This window comes from Streptococcus oralis, from assembly GCF_023109195.1.
Classification (GTDB): Bacteria; Bacillota; Bacilli; order Lactobacillales; family Streptococcaceae; genus Streptococcus; species Streptococcus oralis_BV.
On record NZ_JALDUB010000001.1, the window covers coordinates 625,788 to 646,456 of the forward strand.

Below are 20,669 nucleotides of genomic sequence, written 5' to 3' on the forward strand. Positions count from 1 at the left end.
AAATAGTTTATCTTTATTTACACTATATGTCAAGATATTTTACATATTTTCATGAAAAAAATGAGAACTAGAACTTACATTCTGTTCTCATTTTCGATTTTAACTTTTCTAGTTCTCCTATCCTGTTTTTAGGAGTTAGAAAATGTTGTTACAACTACTTACTCTCCCTTAACAAAGCCAATAATTTTTCAGCTTCTGCCATAATAGTATTGTTGTCCTGGGAGCCAAATAGCAGGTTATTTTTTAAGCCAGTGAGAGTTTCTTTGGCATTGGACTTGATAATGGGGTCTTGGATCTTTGCAAGTAGCTCTTCAGCCTCTCTCAGTTTTTCTTCAACCTTTTCAGTTTCAACCTGAGGTTCTTCTGGTTCCTCTGGTGATTCTTCTTCTGGCTCCTCAGTTGGTTTTGGAGATTCTGGTTTCTCACTCTGAGGTTTCTCTTCGCGAGGTTTTTCTTCCTCAGTTTTTTCTGTACGAGGTTTCTCCTCTGATGGTTTTTCCGTTTGATTGGTATCAGCTTGACCATTTTGGTTTCTTTGAACATGGTCACTTGCATTCCCCCAACCACTATCTGAATGCGGACGTTCGTTTGGATGTTCGACATAGTACTTGACAGTCGCAAAGAGATCCTCAAGAGTATACCCCTTAGGTGCCTCATAAAGTCCTTCGTCAAACCACTCAAATTTGATGTTATGGTAATGATCATAATGAGGAATGATTAAACTACCGTTTTTAACTTCCACGGTATGTTGGAGATTGTAAGGCATACGATCAAGCGGCACCTTCTTAGCTGCTTTCACGCGGTTGTAGATAGCTTCTGCTCCTTTAGCCTCCGTATTTCCTGGATTCTGATGGTCTGTTGAAGGAGGAGTCAAACCTTTCTCTTTAGCATAAGCCTGGGCTGCCGCTCTTTCGGCTTCAGACAAACTATCTTTCTTAATCCAATGACTATGGGTCATATGTGGAGCTACATAGGCATCCCCCTCATCACTGGTGATATCACGAGGATCAAAGATATAGCCATCTTCTGTTGTATACTTGCCTGCCAACTTGGCTACCTGAATCTCATCATCAGTGTAGGCAATTTGCGCATTTGGTTTTCCTAAACGTTCTGGATGACGAATCGGTGCTAGAAAGGCCAAGATATCATCCACCAACTTGACTTTATCACTGCTTTCATCATTTAAACGTTCCAACAGTTTATCCAAAGCGTCAAAATCAACTTGGCGCCCTTTATTATCAAGTAAGTCCTGATGAATTCTTGCTAGTAAATCATAAGCCTTATTGTAAAATCCTCGATCATCAGATGGGAGATTGGTTTTCTTAGCTCCGAGTTTATGAGACAAACTTTCTTGCTTGGCTAGTTTACTATCAATTGCTGCTGCTGTTTCTGCTGAAAGCTTCTTGGCAGGAATATAACGTGAGGTTCCATTCTCCTCAAAGACATAGCCGTCAGCTACTTTTCGAATAGCCTGTTTAACTAATTTTTCGTCAATTGGATTTCTTGGAGTTGGTTGAGGAGTTGGTGCAGGTTGCGGGCTTGGACTAGGTTCCGGAGTCGGTTGTGGACTTGGTTGTTCTGGTCTTGAATCCGGCACCCTATGGTTCGAACTGTACTGTAGAGGAATAATACGAGCGATTCGTTCTTCCAATTCAGACATCTGTGAATAAGGGATGAAATGGTAATGGTTCCCATGAGGCACAGCAACTCCTCTAGCTGTTCGACTTGTAATCTGTGCTGGGTCGAAGACAAGACCATCAGATTCTACGTGTCGTTGGCTGAGCGGCAAGGCGTAAAGTTGTTTCAGAAGGCTATCAATATCCTCATCACTCTGACTTGCTTGGTTATCGTCGCTACTGTTGTTAGCTGTGTTCGTGTTCGTATAGCTGTTGCCTTGATTATTATAGGATGGAGTCCATCTATCTACATCGCTGCTAGCACTGTTGTTATTGGTACGGCGATAAGTAGGCGTATTTGATTGGCCACTTCTACCAGATAGAAAGGCTTCTGCTGCAGCCAATTCGCTGGCTGATAACTCGCTCTTGGGAATGTAATGGTAATGGTCGCCATGAGGAACGATATAAGCATCACCAGTATCTTCAATGATATCGGATGCATTAAAGATGTAACCATCATCTGTGGTGTAGCGTCCCTGTGAACGTGCCAAGGCTACTGCACCATCGTTTGCTGAAGTCCCTCTTTCACGATGCTGACTATGTTCTTGTTTTTGCCGATTGATTTCTTCTTTCGTACGGACATTATCCGCATGGGATGCGTCCTTAAGGTAAACATAGTATTTTCCATCTACCTTGATCACATAACCGCCCTTGATTTCACTGACAATATCCTCGTCCTTGAGCTGGTAGTTTGGATCATTCATCAGCAACTCTTCACTGATGATAGCGTCATAAGGGACCTTGCCATTATAGTAATGATAGTGGTCGCCGTGCGAAGTAACATATCCTTGGTCTGTTATCTTGATGACGATTTGCTCCGCATTGATGCCTTCTTTCTTGCTAACCTCATCAGGAGTCAGATTCTCTGTTTTTTGCGCAGCCTGTTTTCCATCTATATAGGAAACACGATTATTTTCTTTGACTGTTCTGGCTTGATACAGTCCCAACTCGTAAGAACAAACACTTAAAATTAAAGCTGCCGCAGAACCAGCTAGGTATTTTTTATTAATTTTCATCGAAACTCTCTTTCTTTTTTAATATTTCTATTTGCAATTCATTTCTAAATTGCAGAAACTCCTCTCTATTAATTAACTGGTTAATAGTTTACTCCTAAATTTGCAACTTGTCAAGAAATTTATGAACCAGTTAAGTATTTTTTTATTCTTCACCGCTACTTTCTCTAGAATGGACTTTATATAAAAAAGATTTTCTTGAAAATTCTTTAAAAAAGCCCCTGCAACTGAGTTGCAAGGACTTTTCGATTAATCAAAATTAACGTATTCTTTTTGAAGTTCAAGGACTTCTTCCATTGTTGAGCATTCTGTAAGGGCACGGTTTGCGTACTCTTCCATCTTAGCTGTATCCAATTTCTTCATCAAGCTACGCGTACGAAGTACAGATGTTGCTGACATAGAGAACTCATCCAAGCCCATTCCGACAAGAAGTGGAACAGCTTGTTGATCACCAGCCATCTCACCACACATTCCAGCCCATTTCCCTTCAGCGTGAGCTGCTTTGATCACATTGTTGATCAAGCGTAGGATTGATGGGTTGTATGGTTGGTAAAGGTATGAAACTTGTTCGTTCATACGGTCTGCTGCCATTGTGTATTGGATCAAGTCGTTTGTACCAATTGAGAAGAAGTCAACTTCTTTAGCAAATTGATCTGCAAGCATGGCTGCTGCTGGGATTTCGATCATGATACCAACTTGGATATTATCCGCAACTGCAACACCTTCAGCAAGAAGGTTTGCTTTTTCTTCGTCAAAGACTGCTTTCGCTGCACGGAATTCTTTCAAGAGCGCAACCATTGGGAACATGATACGCAATTGACCGTGAACAGACGCACGAAGAAGGGCACGGATTTGTGTGCGGAACATAGCATCTCCAGTCTCAGAGATAGAGATACGAAGGGCACGGAATCCAAGGAATGGGTTCATTTCGTGAGGCATATCGAAGTAAGGAAGTTCCTTATCTCCACCGATATCCATTGTACGAACGACAACAGGTTTACCGTTCATTCCTTCAAGTACAGCCTTGTAAGCTTCGTATTGCTCGTCTTCTGTTGGGAAGTCTTGAGAATCCATGTACAAGAACTCTGTACGGTAAAGACCAACAGCTTCAGCACCGTTGTCATTGACACCTTCAACGTCTTTTGGAGTACCGATGTTGGCAGCCAATTCAAAGTGTTTGCCATCAGCAGTTACTGTTTTAGCATCTTTCAAGAGAGCCCATTCAGCTTTTTGTTTCGCATAAGCTTCACCAGCAGCCTTGAATTCAGCCGCTTGCTCATCAGTTGGATTGATAATAACCTCACCTGTGATACCGTTAACGGCAAGAATATCACCGTCTTTAACGATTTCAGTGATGTTGTTTGTTCCCAATACTGCTGCAATTTCAAGTGTACGCGCCATGATAGCAGAGTGGCTTGTACGTCCACCAATGTTGGTTACAAAAGCTTTTACAAAGTTTTTGTCCAATTGAGCTGTATCTGAAGGAGTCAAGTCATGCGCAATCACAATCACTTCTTCATTGATAGAAGCTGGGTTTGGCAATTTTTTACCAAGGAGGTTGGCCAATACACGTTTTGTCACGTCGCGGATATCCGCAGCGCGTTCTTGCATGTATGGGTTGTCTTCCATGCCTTCAAAGATAGTGATAAACATGTCTGTTACTTCTTTCAGACCTGCTTCTGCATTCACTTTCTTCGCACGGATTGTTTCCTTGATTTGGCTGATCATTTCTGGGTCAGCAAGAACCATTAAGTGAGCGTCAAAAACTTGAGCTGCTTCTTCACCGAGCGTACCTACTGCTTTCTCGCGAATAACAGAAAGCTCGTCTTGTGATGCCTGTAGAGCGGCATCAAGGCGAGCTTCTTCTGCGTTTGTATCTTCGACTGTAATAGTCTCAAATGACAAATCCGGTTGAACGAGTAGATATGCTTTTGCAACTGCAACACCGTCAGATGCTGCGATTCCTTTAAGCATTTCTGTCATTTTCCTTATGCCAATCCTTCTTTTTCCATAGTTTCAGTGATAGCAGCGATTGCGTCGTCAGCATCTGCACCTTCAGCTGAAATTGTAACGTCAGCACCTTGGCCAACACCAAGACTCATAACACCCATGATAGATTTAAGATTTACTGATTTACCTTTGTATTCAAGAGTGATATCTGAAGCAAATTTGCTAGCTGTTTGAACCAACAATGTTGCTGGACGCGCGTGAATACCTGTTTCTGCCACTACGTGGAAATCTTTAGAAGCCATAGTTTGACTCTCCTTTAGTTATTTCTTTTTTGAGTTATATGTGATAACCCTTACAAGACTGTATTATATCACCTTCTAGATAATTTTTCAAGTATTTTATGGACTTTTACTGAAAATGAAATTACTTCTTTTTCTATTAAATGAGCACTCTAGTAACTAAATAGCATATCTAAACACTAATTGTTCAAAGAATGTCATCATCAAAATTCAATTTTCAAAGCTATTTTCCCTTAATACCAATCAGAGGACAATCCTAGTAAATAATGAAATAATACTATTTAACTATAATTAATATAACTCAGTAAATCCATTATTTGAAAAGACTTCATCAAATCCTGAAATTCTAAAACCTACTCTTACCATCAACAGTAGAGAATTTATCCAATTTGCTACTTAAAGTAAAATAAGTTTGTAGCCCCTAACAGTAAAAAGGTAGATATATCTAAGTGGTATAAGTAGAACTAAAACTTTGATTGATTCCATTCAAATAAAGTATCCAACCAATCAAAAACGACATTATGGGCGAGTCTTAGATTATTGACTTGGCAATGAGCGTCCGCACCACTTTCCGCCTCAAATACTTGAAGTTTAGTTTGTTGATTTTTAGATTTAAGTTCTTCATAAATCACCTTAGTTTGATGCTGCAGTTCAGCACCCTCACCCTTTCCCATGATAAAAAGGCATGGGCATTGAATTTTTTGGTAATCCACAATCTTTGCATGGTTAAATACATCATCAATAGCACTCTTAAAATCAGAAGTACCAAACTGCCATGCATACTTTTTAAGATTTAAATTTGCTGATTCATTCCAATTTCCAGCTAATTTTAAAATGGCATTTATTAACCAACTAGGTGCTTTCAAACTTGATCCAAATTCTTTTCTGAAAAGTTCTGCAACGTCGTAAATAGGGGTACTAGCAATCCAAGCATGAATTCTTGGATCCTTTTCGACAGCTTGTGCAGTAAAATATCCCCCTCCGCTGACACCATAAATAGCTAAATAATTTAGTTTAGGATTTCTATTTTCCAACCAGTCTATGCATAATGAAATTGGAATAGAAGCATCCACATCAAAGACCAGCCCTCTACTAGGATTGCTCCCTTGACCAGGAAGATCAACCATTAAAACATTATAATTTCGTATCCATCCAGGATATCCTGCAAAGTAAAATAAATCTTCGCGATAAGTATCACCTCCACCAATCATGATTATCGTTGGGCAATTATCGTCGCTATGAAGATAATAACCAGGCAAGTAAGAACCCTGATAGGGAATAGTTAATTTTTCAATCGGTGCACCTAGTGAATGAATTGCACTAGAAAACACCTTCTCCATTTGACGAACGGTCGGTAAATACTCTTCAGAAAATGGATCGGTAAATTGGATTGCCGAGCGAAGTGAGTAGGTCTGTGCAAGATAATACTGCGCCTTTGTTTGTTCACTCAATCCTGAATTACTTGCTTCTTGTTCAAGGTAGTTTACATGCGATAAAAATACATTTTTCCAGTCATCAGGCTTTGGTGAGTTCCCCAATCTTTGAGCAAGATAATAAAGCTCTCCATGAGAGAAACCAAAAATTTCACCGATTCCTAACAACCAATTGAAGAAAAAATCCGTATCACCATTCTTAAAAAATATTTGAGTCGATTGCCGTTTTAAAATAACATCATTTTCTTTCACCACGCGCCTCCTAATTCTGTGTTCTTTCATTCATTTAATCTAATTATAATCTGATAACATTCTCTATCAAACAAAAGCATTCAGATATCCATTTTTTAATCTTATAATCACAGATAGTGTATCACATAAAATGAACTTTTTCAAACATTGTATTTATATACTCCTTATGAAAGGATACGAAACTCATAAGTATCCTATATAAAATTAACCAATGATCCATTTTTATGAATACATCATAATCTGTCATTTCCACTTTGGTTATATTTTAGATATTCTAATACAAAATATTGGGACATCTTGTGTAGAAAATTTCTTTTTTTCGTAAATATTACAGTTTCTATTTTATTAAAGTATTGTCTCAGCTAGACTTATTCCTGTTCTTACGATTTTTGCTATTTTCTTCGTTTTCCTTTCTGATAACTTGCTGAAAATCTTCTATTTATCTTACCAATATACAGTATATAGTTTTTTTGTTTTGATAAACTTTGATAGTTCAATGAAAACCCAATTTTACACTCTGACAAAACACTATATCTTGTGCTTTGTTTTTGAAACTGTAACTTTTTAGCACAAGATTTAGTTTAAAAAGTTTGACAAAGTTTTTTTTTCTGATATACTAAGAAAGTAATCTATTTTGAAAGAGGAGTTACGAAAATGGTAACCGTTTATTCTAAAAACAACTGTGTCCAATGTAAGATGACCAAGCGTTTCTTGGACAGCAACAATGTCGCTTATCGTGAGATCAATCTCGACGAGCAACCAGAGTACATCGATCAAGTTAAAGAGCTCGGTTTCAGCGCAGCTCCTGTTATCCAAACACCAACTGAAGTCTTTTCAGGCTTCCAACCAGGAAAACTGAAACAATTAGCATAATCTTAGTACATCATCCAGAAGAAATTGCTTCTAGGGCTAACTTAGAGGCCTTTCTTTTGTAATTAGATAAAGGAAATTTTATGGGATTAAAACATCTTGAGGACGTAACTTACTTCCGTCTCAATAACGAAATCAACCGTCCTGTTAATGGACAAATCATGCTTCATAAAGATAAGGAAGCCTTGGATGCCTTCTTTAAAGAAAATGTGGTTCCAAACACCATGGTTTTTGATTCAATTACTGATAAAATCAACTACCTCATTGAACACAACTACATCGAAACTGCATTTCTCAAGAAATACCGTCCAGAATTTTTGGAAGAATTGCATCAATTTATCAAGAACCAAAACTTCCAATTCAAATCATTCATGGCTGCCTATAAGTTTTACAACCAGTATGCCTTGAAGACTAATGACGGTGAATACTACCTTGAAAGCATGGAAGACCGTGTCTTCTTTAATGCACTTTATTTTGCTGACGGGGATGAAGCGATTGCGACTGATATTGCCAATGAAATCATCCACCAACGCTATCAACCTGCTACTCCTTCCTTCTTGAACGCAGGCCGTGCTCGTCGTGGTGAGTTGGTATCTTGTTTCTTGATTCAAGTGACTGATGACATGAACTCTATCGGACGTTCTATCAACTCTGCTCTTCAACTTTCACGTATCGGTGGTGGTGTGGGAATTTCCCTCAGTAACCTTCGTGAAGCTGGCGCACCTATCAAAGGCTATGAAGGAGCAGCTTCTGGTGTCGTTCCAGTTATGAAACTCTTCGAAGACAGCTTCTCTTACTCCAACCAACTCGGACAACGTCAAGGTGCTGGGGTTGTCTACCTCAACGTCTTTCACCCAGATATCATCGCCTTCCTTTCAACCAAGAAAGAAAATGCTGATGAAAAAGTTCGTGTGAAGACCCTTTCACTCGGTGTTGTGGTACCCGATAAATTCTACGAATTAGCTCGTAAAAATGAAGAAATGTACCTCTTCAGCCCATACTCTGTAGAGCTTGAGTATGGTGTACCGTTCAACTACATCGACATCACTGAAAAATACGATGAATTGGTCGCAAATCCAAATATCCGCAAGACAAAAATCAAGGCGCGTGATTTGGAAACTGAAATCTCTAAATTGCAACAAGAATCTGGTTACCCTTATGTCGTCAACATTGATACGGCTAACCGTGCAAATCCTGTTGATGGAAAGATTATCATGAGTAACTTGTGTTCTGAGATTCTTCAAGTTCAAGAACCAAGCTTAATCAACGATGCTCAAGAATTCCTTCAAATGGGAACGGACGTTTCATGTAACCTTGGATCAACCAACGTTGTCAACATGATGACTTCACCTGACTTTGGTCGTTCTATTCGCGCTATGGTTCGTGCCCTTACTTTCGTTACAGATAGTTCACACATCGTAGCTGTCCCTACTATCGACCACGGAAACAGTTTAGCTCACACCTTTGGTCTTGGTGCCATGGGGCTTCATAGCTACCTTGCCCAACAACTGATTGAGTACGGATCACCTGAGTCAATTGAATTTACAAGCATCTACTTTATGCTTATGAACTACTGGACCTTAGTGGAGTCAAACAATATCGCTCGCGAACGTGGTATTACCTTCCACAACTTTGAAAAATCAGACTATGCTAACGGTAGCTACTTTGACAAGTATGTGACAGGCGAGTTTGTTCCAAAATCAGACCGTGTTAAAGAACTCTTTAAAGATGTCTTTATTCCAAGTGCTACTGATTGGACTGAACTTCGCGAAAAGGTTCAAGCAGATGGACTTTACCATCAAAACCGTCTAGCTGTTGCTCCAAATGGTTCTATCAGCTACATCAACGACGTTTCTGCTTCTATCCACCCGATTACACAACGTATCGAAGAACGTCAAGAGAAGAAAATCGGTAAAATCTACTATCCTGCTGCAGGTTTGTCAACAGATACTATCCCTTACTACACTTCTGCTTACGACATGGATATGCGTAAGGTGATTGATGTTTATGCTGCTGCAACAGAGCACGTGGACCAAGGGCTTTCGCTCACTCTCTTCATGCGTAGTGACATTCCAAAAGGTCTTTACGAATGGAAGAAAGAAAACAAACAAACGACACGTGATTTGTCTATTCTTCGTAACTATGCCTTTAACAAGGGAATCAAGTCCATTTACTACGTCCGTACCTTTACAGACGACGGTGGGGAAGTTGGTGCTAACCAATGTGAAAGCTGTGTGATTTAATGGAAAAAATTTTTACTACTTGTTTAAATAGTAAATGGGGGCCAATTTACGTTATACTTTTTCTTGGCCCTATGACATTTATTGCTTACTCCGCAATAAAAAAATATGATACCATTGAAATAGGTCCTATAAAACTAAGCAAGGCTGCATAATAATTACTATTACATTGGAGAAATACACCTTATGGAAACTTACTACAAAGCCATTAACTGGAATGCCATCGAAGATGTCATCGACAAATCAACTTGGGAAAAGCTGACAGAGCAATTCTGGCTCGATACGCGTATCCCCTTGTCAAATGACCTAGACGACTGGAGAAAACTATCAAACAAAGAAAAAGACTTGGTTGGAAAAGTCTTTGGTGGTTTGACCCTTTTGGATACCATGCAATCTGAAACAGGAGTTCAAGCACTTCGCGCAGACATCCGTACACCACATGAGGAAGCTGTTTTCAACAACATCCAGTTTATGGAATCTGTCCACGCAAAATCTTACTCTTCTATCTTTTCGACCTTGAACACCAAGGCCGAAATCGAAGAAATCTTTGAATGGACCAACACTAACCCCTACCTACAAAGAAAAGCGGAAATTATCAATGAAATCTACCTCAATGGTAGCCCACTAGAAAAGAAAGTTGCCAGTGTTTTCCTTGAAACTTTCCTCTTCTACTCTGGTTTCTTTACACCGCTTTACTATCTCGGTAACAACAAACTGGCCAACGTTGCGGAAATCATCAAACTGATCATTCGTGATGAGTCTGTTCACGGAACTTATATTGGTTACAAATTCCAACTTGGTTTCAATGAATTACCTGAAGAAGAGCAAGAAAAACTTAAAGAATGGATGTACGACCTGCTCTACACTCTCTACGAGAACGAAGAGGGCTATACAGAAAGCCTCTATGACGGTGTTGGCTGGACTGAGGAAGTTAAAACCTTCCTTCGTTACAATGCCAATAAAGCTCTTATGAACCTAGGACAAGATCCACTCTTCCCAGATTCAGCAGATGATGTCAATCCAATCGTTATGAACGGAATTTCAACAGGAACTTCTAACCACGACTTCTTCTCTCAAGTCGGAAATGGTTACCTCCTTGGTGAAGTTGAAGCCATGCAAGACGAGGATTACAACTACGGTTTAGACTAATTTGACCAAACATTCAAAATATCATGGTTTGTTTAAAACAACCATGATATTTTTGTTTTTGTTTTATTTTGTTTTTTTCTATTTGATTGATTGAGCGTTTTATGGTAAGATAATAATAGTAGAAATCGAGGTGATAAGGATGCTAAAGCAAGAAAAACTAGATAGTATTCTAGAAGCAGTAAATACAAAAGGCACTATTACTGTAAAAGAGATTATGGAGAGTCTTGATGTGTCAGATATGACAGCTCGCCGCTATTTACAAGAACTAGCAGACAAGGATTTGCTGGTTCGTGTGCACGGTGGCGCTGAAAAACTTCGTACAGGTTCTCTCTTAAACAACGAACGCTCAAACGTCGAAAAACAAGGCTTGCAGATTGCTGAAAAACAAGAAATTAGCCGTTTTGCAGGGCATTTGATTGACGAAGGTGAAACTATTTTTATCGGGCCAGGAACAACCTTAGAATGTTTTGCTCGTGAGCTCCCAATTGATAATATTCGTGTTGTAACAAACAGTCTTCCTGTTTTTCTCATCCTAAACGAACGAAAACTAACAGATTTGATCTTGATTGGCGGAAATTATCGCTCCATCACTGGTGCTTTTGTAGGGACACTTACCTTACAGGATTTGACCAACCTTCAGTTTTCTAAGGCTTTTGTGAGCTGTAATGGTATCAAGGATAAAGCTATTGCTACTTTCAGCGAAGAAGAGGGCGAGGTACAACGAATCTCCTTGAACAATGCCAATAAAAAATACTTACTGGCAGACCACAGCAAGTTTAATAAGTTTGATTTTTACACGTTCTACAATATCTCAGAGATTGATACCATCGTTTCAGATTCCAAACTGAGTCAGGAGACATTTGAAGACCTGTCGAAACAAACAACCATTCTTTTATCAAAACCATAAAAATTCCCCTGCCTTTTGGCGGGGAATTTTTGTTGAATTTTATTCAATAAGTTGTGTCTCAGCTAGTTTCTTGTACCAGTGAGCTGATTTCTTAGGATAACGTTCTTGAGTTTCAAAGTCTACATAAAAGAGACCGTAGCGTTTTTCATAACCGTTTGACCAAGAGAAGACATCCATCAATGACCAGATGAAGTATCCTTTTACATTAGCTCCATCTGCAATCGCATCAGACAAAACTTCCAAGTGTTGCTTCACGTAATCAATACGACCATCATCGTAAACAGTGTTATCAACAAACTCATCTTTATAGCCGAGACCATTTTCAGTAATGTAAATCTTCTTGTAGTTAGGATAATCTTTCTTCACACGCATGATTTGGTCATACAAACCTTGAGGGTAGATAATCCAATCCCAATCCGTACGTGGTACATAATCAGGAGCTACACGACGACCAACACCTTTGATTTGGTACTTAGAGCTTCCTTTCTCACCTTTACCATTATGGATAATTTCAGTTTCTCCATCAAAGGCTTCCATCCAGTCACTCATATAGTAGTTGATTCCAAGGAAGTCGTTCAAGTCTTTTGCAGCTTCTAATGCTGTGAAATCTTCTTCACGAAGATCTAAGCTACCACCATTGACGGATAAAATATGGTTGACGCCTTCCATCGTTTCATCTGAATAGCGTCCAAGATAAGTTGCATCCAAGATAAATTTATTGTGGATGATATCTTCCAGCTCAGCAGCGCGAACATCTGCTTGATTTTCAGGATCTAGAGGATATTTAGTAGGCAGGGCATGAACCACACCAATTTCACCTTTACATCCTTTATCTTTATATAGCTTGACTGCACGCGCATGAGAAACCATCATATTGTGGTGAGATTGAAATACTTTGGCAAGGTCGTACTGAATACCTGGAGGGAATTTCCCAACCAAGTATTGACCATCACCAATTGGCCCAATTTCATTAAAGGTTGTCCAATAGTTTACTTCTGGGAATTCTTCAAAACAGAAAGCCGCATAGTCTACAAAGTGTTCAATGTTTTCACGGTTTAAGAAGTCTCCATTTGAATGTAGAGCTTCTGGTGTATCAAAGTGATGAAGAGTTACAAAGGGCTCAACATGACGTTTGTGGCACTCTGCAAATAGATTATGATAGAACTCAACCCCCTTGTCATTAACCTTCCCATAACCAGTTGGAAAGATACGTGACCAAGCGATTGAAATACGGATACCATTGACACCATACTCTTCTGCTAGTTTGAGGTCAACTGGGTATTTGTGATAGAAATCACTGGCTGGTTCAGCAGTGTACCAGTAGTTATCTTTGAGGTATTTGTCCCAGGCAACTGGTCCTTTACCATCGGTATTGGTAGCACCTTCTGCTTGATAGGCAGCTGTTGCCCCGCCAAAAATAAAGTCTTTTGGAAGTGTTTTTGTCATTTGATTCACCTTTCAAGAAATAGAAATGAGATGGGGGTATAGTTGGGAGGAGTTCTTCCATCTCACTTCTTTGCTATTTACATTTTATTCTTCGAACTGCGCTTGAACAAAGGCAAGAGCGCCTTTTCCGTCACGAGTCAGTTTAATGTATTGGCCACCTTCTGTCTTGGCAAGTTTGATACCAAGTTTGTCGGTTTCGGCCTTCATGTCTTCAAAGTTTGAAGCTACTTGAGGAGCAAGGATAACCAGATCAAACTCAGGCAACATTTCACGGTGAGCTCCATAGCCACCAGCTGCTGCTTTAACAGGAACCTTGTACTCCGCAGCTGCTTTGTTTAGAGCATTTGCAAGGAGACCACTTGTTCCTCCGCCTGCACAGAGAACCAAGACATTGGTTTCTTCAGTGATTGTGTTTTGCGCTGCTTCTACACCAGCTTTTTCAAGAATAGCATCTGCTTTAGCAGTATTGAAGTTTGCAGCTACTTTTTCTTTCAATTCATCATTGGCTTTACCAGAACGCTCTTCTTCAAGGATTTGTTCATCATAAACCTTGAGGAATGGATAGTAAACGGCTACGTCAACAAGGATTAACAAAGCAGCAAGTACAAATGACAAGAATTGGAAGTTTGTACCGAGAACAATACCGAGCGGACCTGGTGTTGTCCAAGGAAGGTTGGCTGTAAATGAGTTCATGCCAAGCGTCTCAATAAAGAATTTAAAGATCCATACGTTTGCGATTGGAGCAAAGATAAATGGAATGAAGAAGATTGGATTCAGTACAAGAGGTGCACCAAACAGGATTGGTTCGTTTACACCAAAGAAAGTTGGAACTACTGAAGCGCGTCCGATTGCACGATTTCGTTTCGATTTGGTCAACCACATGAACATGAATGGAACAACCAGTGTCGCACCAGTACCACCCATGGTAACGATAAACATTTGTGTACCTGAAGTAAGAATCTTGTCTGCATGCATCCCTTGTTGGAGAAGATTCAAGTTGACTTCGGCATTTGCATAGGTAATCGCTGCGATTGCTGGTTCAACGATAGATGGACCATGGATACCCACAAACCAGAAAAAGGCAAAGGCACCAAAGATAATGGTAATACCTAGATAACCATCAGCAGCAGAGAATAATGGTGCAAAGAATTTACCGATTGATTCAGCTACACTTGCACCAACAAAATGACGAGCTAGTAAATCAAGAGCATAAAGAGAAACGACTGATAAAGTGAATGGAATCACATCTTTAAAGACTTGTGAGATATTTGGTGGAACTTCGTCAGGCATGCGAATAGTAACGTTGTTCTTAACACAAACCTTATAGATGGCTACAGTAACAAAGGCGGCAAGGAAGGCTGAAAGCAAACCTTTTGTCCCAAGGAAACCTGTCGCAAAGCCACCTTCAATCGGATCAGCTGCTAACATCAACAAACCAACAATTGCTGCCAACAGTGTTGACATATAGTTGATTTGATTGGTTTTCTCCATGCTACGGTTTACTGAGTCGGTCAATGACTTAGCTGTTGTACCAGCTACCAAAAGAGCCAAAATTCCCATTGAATAGCTATAAGGTTTCATGAGGAGATTGACAACTTCATCAGACCATTTAAAGCCCCATGAGTTTGGTACAAAAGCAATCAAGATAAAGATACTTGAGAAGAGAATAACAGGCATCCCTGCAATGAAACCATCACGAATAGCACGAAGATAGATATTACGAGACAGTTTCTCAAAGAAAGGCTTTCCTTTCTCGATAAAAGCAATTAGTTTGTTCATTACTTAACTCCTCTCTTATAGAGTTCGATTAAATGGTGCATCAAATCTTTTAACAAAATGGTAGTCATCAAGTGGTCTTGGCCATGCATCATGGTCACGCTATAAGCCAAATCCTCACCAGCTGCCTCCTTGGTCAATAGACTTGTTTGCGCGTGATGAGCCTCGGCGATACAGCCACCAGCTTCCTCAACTAAGCTATCCGCTTTTGCGAAATCACCAGCTTCAGCAGCCTTCAAGGCTTCCAATAGTTTTGAACGAGCATCGCCAGCATAGGCTACGATTTCAAAACCTAACAATGTTACTTCTTCTCTATTCATGATAGAATTCTCCTTATGTATTTTTAATTAAATTTTTATGACAATAAACGTTGGATATGTAGAACTAGATAAACTCGTTCACTTTTATACAAATCAAGACCCGTATGTTGCGTAATCACATCATAAATCTTGGAACCAATCTCAAATGCTTTTGGATAGGATTGTTTAATATGATCTTCCATATCCAGAAGTGATTGGTTATCATCTCTGGAACGGTCTAAATAATCCAAAAAATAGTTGAGATGAATCATAAAACGATCATAGAAATGGTTATTCTCTTTGGTTCGTTGAATTGCATACACCTTTAGCACTTCTTCGACATTCTTGAGAATTTCTTTCCTCTTATCTATCGACTCCACAACTTCCACTTCATTCTCACCTTCGGCATTGATGAAATGATAAGCGATCCGAATAATTTCGTCCTCAGGGAAATGATCTGTCAACTTCTGACGATAGATTTCAAAGGCTTCCTTTGCGATTTGAAAAGCTACAGGATACTTGGCAGAAATATCTGGCAGATTGCTATCCTTGTACCTTCCTTGTGTTAGAGCTTGATAAGAACAGTAAATATGATCTGTCAAGGTCACATAGAGATACTCTTGAATCGGATAATGATATTTCTTAGAAAGATTATCAATAATCTCGTAGGTCACTGTGATAAAATCAAGCGGAACATCTTTGAGCAGAGCCATAAAGTTTTCTCTGGACTCTTCTGTCTTCATCCGAAAGATTTTCTCAATCTGATTTTCAGCAATCAAATCCCCCTTCTTTTTTCCAAATGCAATCCCCTTACCAATCACAATCACTTCTTCCCCTTTGTCGTTTCTGACAAGCGAGACGTTGTGATTCATTGGGTTTAGAATTCGATACATGGCAACCTCCTTTTATATCTTAAAGGTATATGAGTATAAAAAATGACCACAAATGAACTAGAAAATCTATCGATTTCTAATCCACCTGTGATCATGCCTAATATTACTTAGTAACACTCACCTTGTATTAACTTGTGATTTAAGTATAGCACAAGTAAGTTGTTTTGTAAACCTTTACATTCAACTTTTTTTAAATTTTTTATTTAGATCAATGTTCCTAAGATTAGGGGGAAAACTTATACACGTTCAGTCCATGAAGTCGCTGTTGTTTGAAGAACTTTGTTGAGTTCGTCAATGTTTTCAAAACCAGTTGTACGTAGCCATTCACGAGCTGCTGCTTCACCGTCTTTGATGTAGGCTTCAACTGATCCAGCCCATGTAGCACGGCCGCAAAGAACGCCGTTGAAGTTTGCGCCTGATTCGTGGGCAAAGACAAGGGTTTCTTGGAAGAGTTTAGCTGATACTCCCGCACTCAAGTAGATGTATGGCAAGTTCGTTGCTTCATCTTGAGCTTTGAAGAAGGCTGCTGCTTCTTCACGTGTATGCACAATTTCACCATCGCCAAAGCCTTCAACGTATTTAACATTGACTGGAACTTCCACTTTCAAGACATCAATGTTAAAGCGTGGGTCTGAGAAGACCTTCATCGCACCGATAACCTTGTGTGGTTTCACTTTTGCGTATTCTGCAGAACCTGCGTCAGCGATTTTTTCATCGTAAGCCAAGATTTCAAGGAAGAATGGGATGTCTTCCGCTACACACTCTGAACCAATGCGTTCGATGTAGGCTTGTTTTTCTTGGTTGAGTTCGTCAGAGCTGTCTACGTCATAGTAAAGCAAGAACTTAACAGCGTCTGCGCCTTGTTCCTTGATGCGTTTTGCAGACCAAACATCTAAGCAGTCAGGCAAGCGTTTGGTGCTTGTTGTGTCGTAACCAGTTTTTTCATAAGCAAGGAGAAGACCAGCATTGGCATCAAGCGCTTTTGTAGCTGGAAGACCATACTCAGGGTCAAGGAGCATAGATGATGCGTATTTTGTCAATTCATCTGCAACCAATACTTTAAGTTCTTCCATTTGAGCCACTGTTGGCTCCTCTGTTTGGTATTGAGCCATGAGGCGTTTCAAAGCACCACGTTGGTCAAAAGCAAGAGCTGAGATAATGCCGTTCTCGTCAGAGAGTTTTTTCAAGCAAGCGCGTTTGTTTTCTGTTAAAACCATTTTTATACCTCTTTTACTATTAATTGATCATATAAAGCTTGATAGTTGGACATATTGACATGACCTGTCATCTTTTCTTGGGCATTGAGCATACCAAGGACATTGGCCTTGATGAGGAGTTCTTGATCAGATTCCTTATGAAGAAGACCTGATGAAATACCTGCAACAGTAGAATCTCCAGATCCGACAGGATTAACTACCTGAATTCTTGGAATATCTACCTTGTAGAAAGTATCACCATGTTTTGCAAAAGCACCATTTGCTCCAAGTGAAACGATTATCCACTCAATCCCTGCAAATAGGGGCTCTTGAAGAACTTCTTTTAATTCATCCAAATCCTCAGAAACTTCTTTCCCAAGAAGCTGAGACAATTCTTCGTTATTTGGTTTGATTACTGTTGGTTTATGTGGTGATTCAAGGACAGCCTGAAGAGCTGCACCTGAGCAGTCTAGAACAACTGGTTTGCCTGCTTGATTAGCAAGTTCTACTAAGCTTGCATAGTAGTCAACTGGAAGACCTGCTGGCAGACTACCAGAGATGGCTACTACTTCCACAGTGTCAAGAAGATTTTCGAAATGAGCCAAGAAATCTTGCCCTTCTTGTTCCAGAACTTCGGGTCCTTTTTCAAGGATTTCTGTTTGGTTATCTCCGTGGAGAATAGCGATACAGTTACGAGTCTCTCCTTGAATGGAGAAGAAACGTTTCGTTACTTTATCATCGATATGCTCTACTAAAAACTCACCAAGTTTACCACCGACCAAACCAGTAGCAGCAACAGAATCACCAAATTCTGAAAGAACTCGTGTAACATTGAGCCCTTTACCACCAGCTGTCTTGGTCACGTCCACCACACGGTTGACAGTGTCAATTTTCAATTCATCCAAAGGATAAGAAATATCAATGGATGGATTCATTGTGACTGTTAAAATCATGCGTCACCTCTTAGTCGTGGTATTCACCACGATCCCATTTTTCAAGGAATTCTGTAAAGAAGTTTGCATCTGCTTGATGAGCATTGTGAGTTTCAACGTGCTCAATTTTCGCAATCAATTTTTTGTTTTCTTCTGATGGTTTGTATTCAGCATTGATGAAAGCTTCAATGATATCACACATAAGCAGTTCACCAGTGATTTTACCACCAAAACCAATAACATTGGCATTCAATTGTTCTTTTGCATAAAGAGCTGTTGTCATATCACGAACCAAGGCAGAACGAACTCCTGGGACTTTGTTTACAGCGTTGTTGATCCCAACACCAGTACCACAGATACATACCCCAAGATCGGCTTGACCGCTTGTAACGGCTTCACCAACTTTTTTACCAAAGATTGGGTAGTGAGTACGTGTGTGGTCATAGGTACCAAAGTCGATGACTTCATATCCTTTTGATTTCAAAAATTCTGAAACCGCCATTTTTTCATCTGTTACGATGTGGTCACATCCAATTGCAATTCTCATTAGTTATTCCCTCCGATTAATTATATAAATCTAATATCATTTATCCTTACTCAATAAAAATCAAGATTAGCTTAGGAAGCGAGCTGCAAGCATAACTGAGGTTAGCTAAAGTGAGCTGACAACAGATTATCTTGATTTTTGAAGAGTATTAGCACATTTTGTTCAACATATCGACCCTAATTTGGTGACGTCCACCGTCGTATTTGCCGTTAACAAATCCTTTAGCAATATTTTTAGCCAATTCATCACCAACAAGTTGTGCACCCATAGTGATCATACGTGAGTTGTTGTGTCCACGAGTCATATAAGCTGAACGTTCGTCAGATACTTCTGCGGCAACCATTCCTTTGATTTTAGTTGCGACCATAAATGGACCAGCACCATAAGCATCAATCACGATACCAAGGTTTTGTTCTTCTTTGTTTACTTCTGCAGCAACAGCAAGAGTCACATCAACAAAATCTTGACCTTCAGCTGTGACATCCACGACGTGGAAGTTTTCTTTTTCCAAGAAGTCTTTCACAACTTCTTTCAATCTCAAACCTGCAGCATCTGCACCGATAACAATAGACATATTGTATACTCCTTTTTATTATTCTAGGCTAGTAAAGACTTTTATAGTTAGCAGTTTACCTACAAAAGACTTTCTAGCAGTTTATTGACAAATTTGATTGAATAAGCTGTTCGATAGCTTATCCAAGTCTAGGAAATCAAGTTCCTAGAAACAAACTTTCTCCTCGAAAGAGAATATAACAAGTGATTATTTGTTTGTTACAAACATCATTTGTTGCTTACAAACATAATATACTCCTATTTATAGAAAAAGTCAACAGTAAATGTTTGTTTTTGTGGTTTTTTATCTAAAATATTTCAATATCAAAGCCAATCTGATCTACTTGACCGGGTTCCAAGAGACGAACGTTTTTCTTATCTTCTAAATGATCTCCTTCTTCAAGAGATGTAGATAATCCAGACCAAGGTTCAAATGCAATGAATGGTCCCTTATTCAAAGTTGACCAAATGATGAGATTTGAGAACTCCTGGAAGTGTACTTTTAATCCCTTCTCATGCTTACGAGAACGAAGGACAATTGTTCTGGATTGCAACTCATCCAAAGTCACTGCATCAACACTAAACAGATCGTAACTGAGATCCACTTCCTTTTGCGAATCCAACCATGGACTTCTATCTTGAAAGTCTAACATGCCAGTTTCTGGGAAAGGACGGGGAACAGAGCAAGTCTCTTCTTTCTCAAACTCTAAATAGTAATCTTCATAAGTTTCGCCATCTAGCAGAGGACAATTAAATCCTGGATGTCCTCCTATAAAGAATGGCATTACTTTATTAGTTTCTCTATTGAAAACTTTGTATTGAGTACGAACAGTCTTGCCAGTCACTAGATAAGTGATTTCAAGGCGGAAATGATAAGGATAGTTTTGATAAGTATTCTCATCATCTTCGATAGCAAAGGTTACACTGTTTTCTGTTTGATCAACTAATTCAAATTCTTTTTTACGGACCAAACCGTGACGAGGAATGTTTCCTTTCGTCTCCGTTCCATCTTCATGACTGTAGAATGCTGTATCTTCTCTCAAAGAGCCGCAGATTGGAAAAAGTACTGGGGCTTGTCCACTCCAGTAAGTGGCATCACCTTGCCACAAATACTCAATGCCTTCTACGTCCTTGATTGACGACAAGGCGCCACCTAAGGTTTTAAACTGAACTGTTAACTGGTCTGATTTGATTTCAATTACCATAATGTTCTCCAACTATTTTTAGATTTTTATACGA

At 39.5% G+C, this 20,669-nt stretch carries 17 protein-coding genes; 4 read left to right on the forward strand and 13 right to left on the reverse strand.

Annotated elements, in window-relative coordinates; genetic code table 11:
- Window positions 1-154 precede the first annotated feature (154 nt).
- From M1F65_RS03045 to M1F65_RS03060, 4 genes are all read right to left on the reverse strand, one after another.
- Window positions 155-2,692, reverse strand: a complete 2,538-nt coding sequence (locus tag M1F65_RS03045; RefSeq protein ID WP_247925457.1) for a pneumococcal-type histidine triad protein — start codon at window positions 2,690-2,692, stop codon at window positions 155-157.
- A gap of 246 nt (window positions 2,693-2,938) precedes the next feature.
- Window positions 2,939-4,672 carry a phosphoenolpyruvate--protein phosphotransferase gene (ptsP, locus tag M1F65_RS03050; RefSeq protein WP_000138129.1) on the reverse strand — a complete coding sequence of 578 codons (1,734 nt, stop codon included), beginning with the start codon at window positions 4,670-4,672 and terminating at the stop codon, window positions 2,939-2,941.
- 5 nt (window positions 4,673-4,677) lie between these two features.
- Window positions 4,678-4,941: a phosphocarrier protein HPr gene (locus tag M1F65_RS03055; RefSeq protein WP_000146948.1), complete on the reverse strand. Its 264-nt coding sequence runs from the start codon at window positions 4,939-4,941 to the stop codon at window positions 4,678-4,680.
- 461 nt (window positions 4,942-5,402) lie between these two features.
- Complete coding sequence (locus M1F65_RS03060; protein ID WP_000661899.1) at window positions 5,403-6,623, reverse strand: alpha/beta hydrolase family protein; 1,221 nt, start codon at window positions 6,621-6,623, stop codon at window positions 5,403-5,405.
- 654 nt (window positions 6,624-7,277) lie between these two features.
- On the opposite strand from M1F65_RS03060, the gene nrdH reads away from it, so the two are divergent.
- The 4 genes from nrdH (at window position 7,278) to M1F65_RS03080 (ending at window position 11,789) form a co-directional block, all read left to right on the forward strand.
- Complete coding sequence (nrdH, locus tag M1F65_RS03065; protein ID WP_000259240.1) at window positions 7,278-7,496, forward strand: glutaredoxin-like protein NrdH; 219 nt, start codon at window positions 7,278-7,280, stop codon at window positions 7,494-7,496.
- Window positions 7,497-7,576: 80 nt separating this feature from the next.
- Window positions 7,577-9,736 (forward strand): class 1b ribonucleoside-diphosphate reductase subunit alpha, encoded by a 2,160-nt coding sequence (gene nrdE / locus M1F65_RS03070; RefSeq protein ID WP_042902317.1) that lies wholly within the window; start codon window positions 7,577-7,579, stop codon window positions 9,734-9,736.
- Window positions 9,737-9,919: 183 nt separating this feature from the next.
- Entirely contained in the window at window positions 9,920-10,882 is a 963-nt protein-coding gene (gene nrdF, locus M1F65_RS03075; protein ID WP_000451372.1) for a class 1b ribonucleoside-diphosphate reductase subunit beta, read from the forward strand.
- Between the two features lie 139 nt (window positions 10,883-11,021).
- Window positions 11,022-11,789 (forward strand): DeoR/GlpR family DNA-binding transcription regulator, encoded by a 768-nt coding sequence (locus M1F65_RS03080; RefSeq protein ID WP_000917586.1) that lies wholly within the window; start codon window positions 11,022-11,024, stop codon window positions 11,787-11,789.
- 39 nt (window positions 11,790-11,828) lie between these two features.
- Here the strand turns inward: M1F65_RS03080 and lacG are convergent, their stop codons facing one another.
- From lacG to M1F65_RS03125, 9 genes are all read right to left on the reverse strand, one after another.
- On the reverse strand, window positions 11,829-13,235 hold the full coding sequence (lacG, locus tag M1F65_RS03085) for a 6-phospho-beta-galactosidase (protein ID WP_247925458.1): 1,407 nt from the start codon (window positions 13,233-13,235) through the stop codon (window positions 11,829-11,831).
- A gap of 84 nt (window positions 13,236-13,319) precedes the next feature.
- On the reverse strand, window positions 13,320-15,014 hold the full coding sequence (locus M1F65_RS03090) for a lactose-specific PTS transporter subunit EIIC (protein ID WP_247925460.1): 1,695 nt from the start codon (window positions 15,012-15,014) through the stop codon (window positions 13,320-13,322).
- A complete protein-coding gene (locus M1F65_RS03095; RefSeq protein WP_001078319.1) occupies window positions 15,014-15,331 on the reverse strand; it encodes a PTS lactose/cellobiose transporter subunit IIA in 318 nt (105 codons plus the stop codon). Before M1F65_RS03095 ends, M1F65_RS03090 begins: the two co-directional genes overlap by 1 nt.
- A 35-nt stretch (window positions 15,332-15,366) precedes the next feature.
- On the reverse strand, window positions 15,367-16,203 hold the full coding sequence (locus M1F65_RS03100) for a PRD domain-containing protein (protein ID WP_247925462.1): 837 nt from the start codon (window positions 16,201-16,203) through the stop codon (window positions 15,367-15,369).
- A gap of 236 nt (window positions 16,204-16,439) precedes the next feature.
- Window positions 16,440-17,420 carry a tagatose-bisphosphate aldolase gene (gene lacD / locus M1F65_RS03105; RefSeq protein ID WP_084878178.1) on the reverse strand — a complete coding sequence of 327 codons (981 nt, stop codon included), beginning with the start codon at window positions 17,418-17,420 and terminating at the stop codon, window positions 16,440-16,442.
- A 2-nt stretch (window positions 17,421-17,422) separates the two neighbouring features.
- Entirely contained in the window at window positions 17,423-18,352 is a 930-nt protein-coding gene (locus M1F65_RS03110) for a tagatose-6-phosphate kinase (protein WP_247925463.1), read from the reverse strand.
- 10 nt (window positions 18,353-18,362) lie between these two features.
- A complete protein-coding gene (gene lacB / locus M1F65_RS03115) occupies window positions 18,363-18,878 on the reverse strand; it encodes a galactose-6-phosphate isomerase subunit LacB (protein WP_001216921.1) in 516 nt (171 codons plus the stop codon).
- Window positions 18,879-19,026: 148 nt separating this feature from the next.
- Complete coding sequence (gene lacA / locus M1F65_RS03120) at window positions 19,027-19,452, reverse strand: galactose-6-phosphate isomerase subunit LacA (protein ID WP_000029277.1); 426 nt, start codon at window positions 19,450-19,452, stop codon at window positions 19,027-19,029.
- 286 nt (window positions 19,453-19,738) lie between these two features.
- Entirely contained in the window at window positions 19,739-20,635 is an 897-nt protein-coding gene (locus M1F65_RS03125; RefSeq protein ID WP_247925465.1) for an aldose 1-epimerase family protein, read from the reverse strand.
- Between the last annotated feature and the right edge of the window lie 34 nt (window positions 20,636-20,669).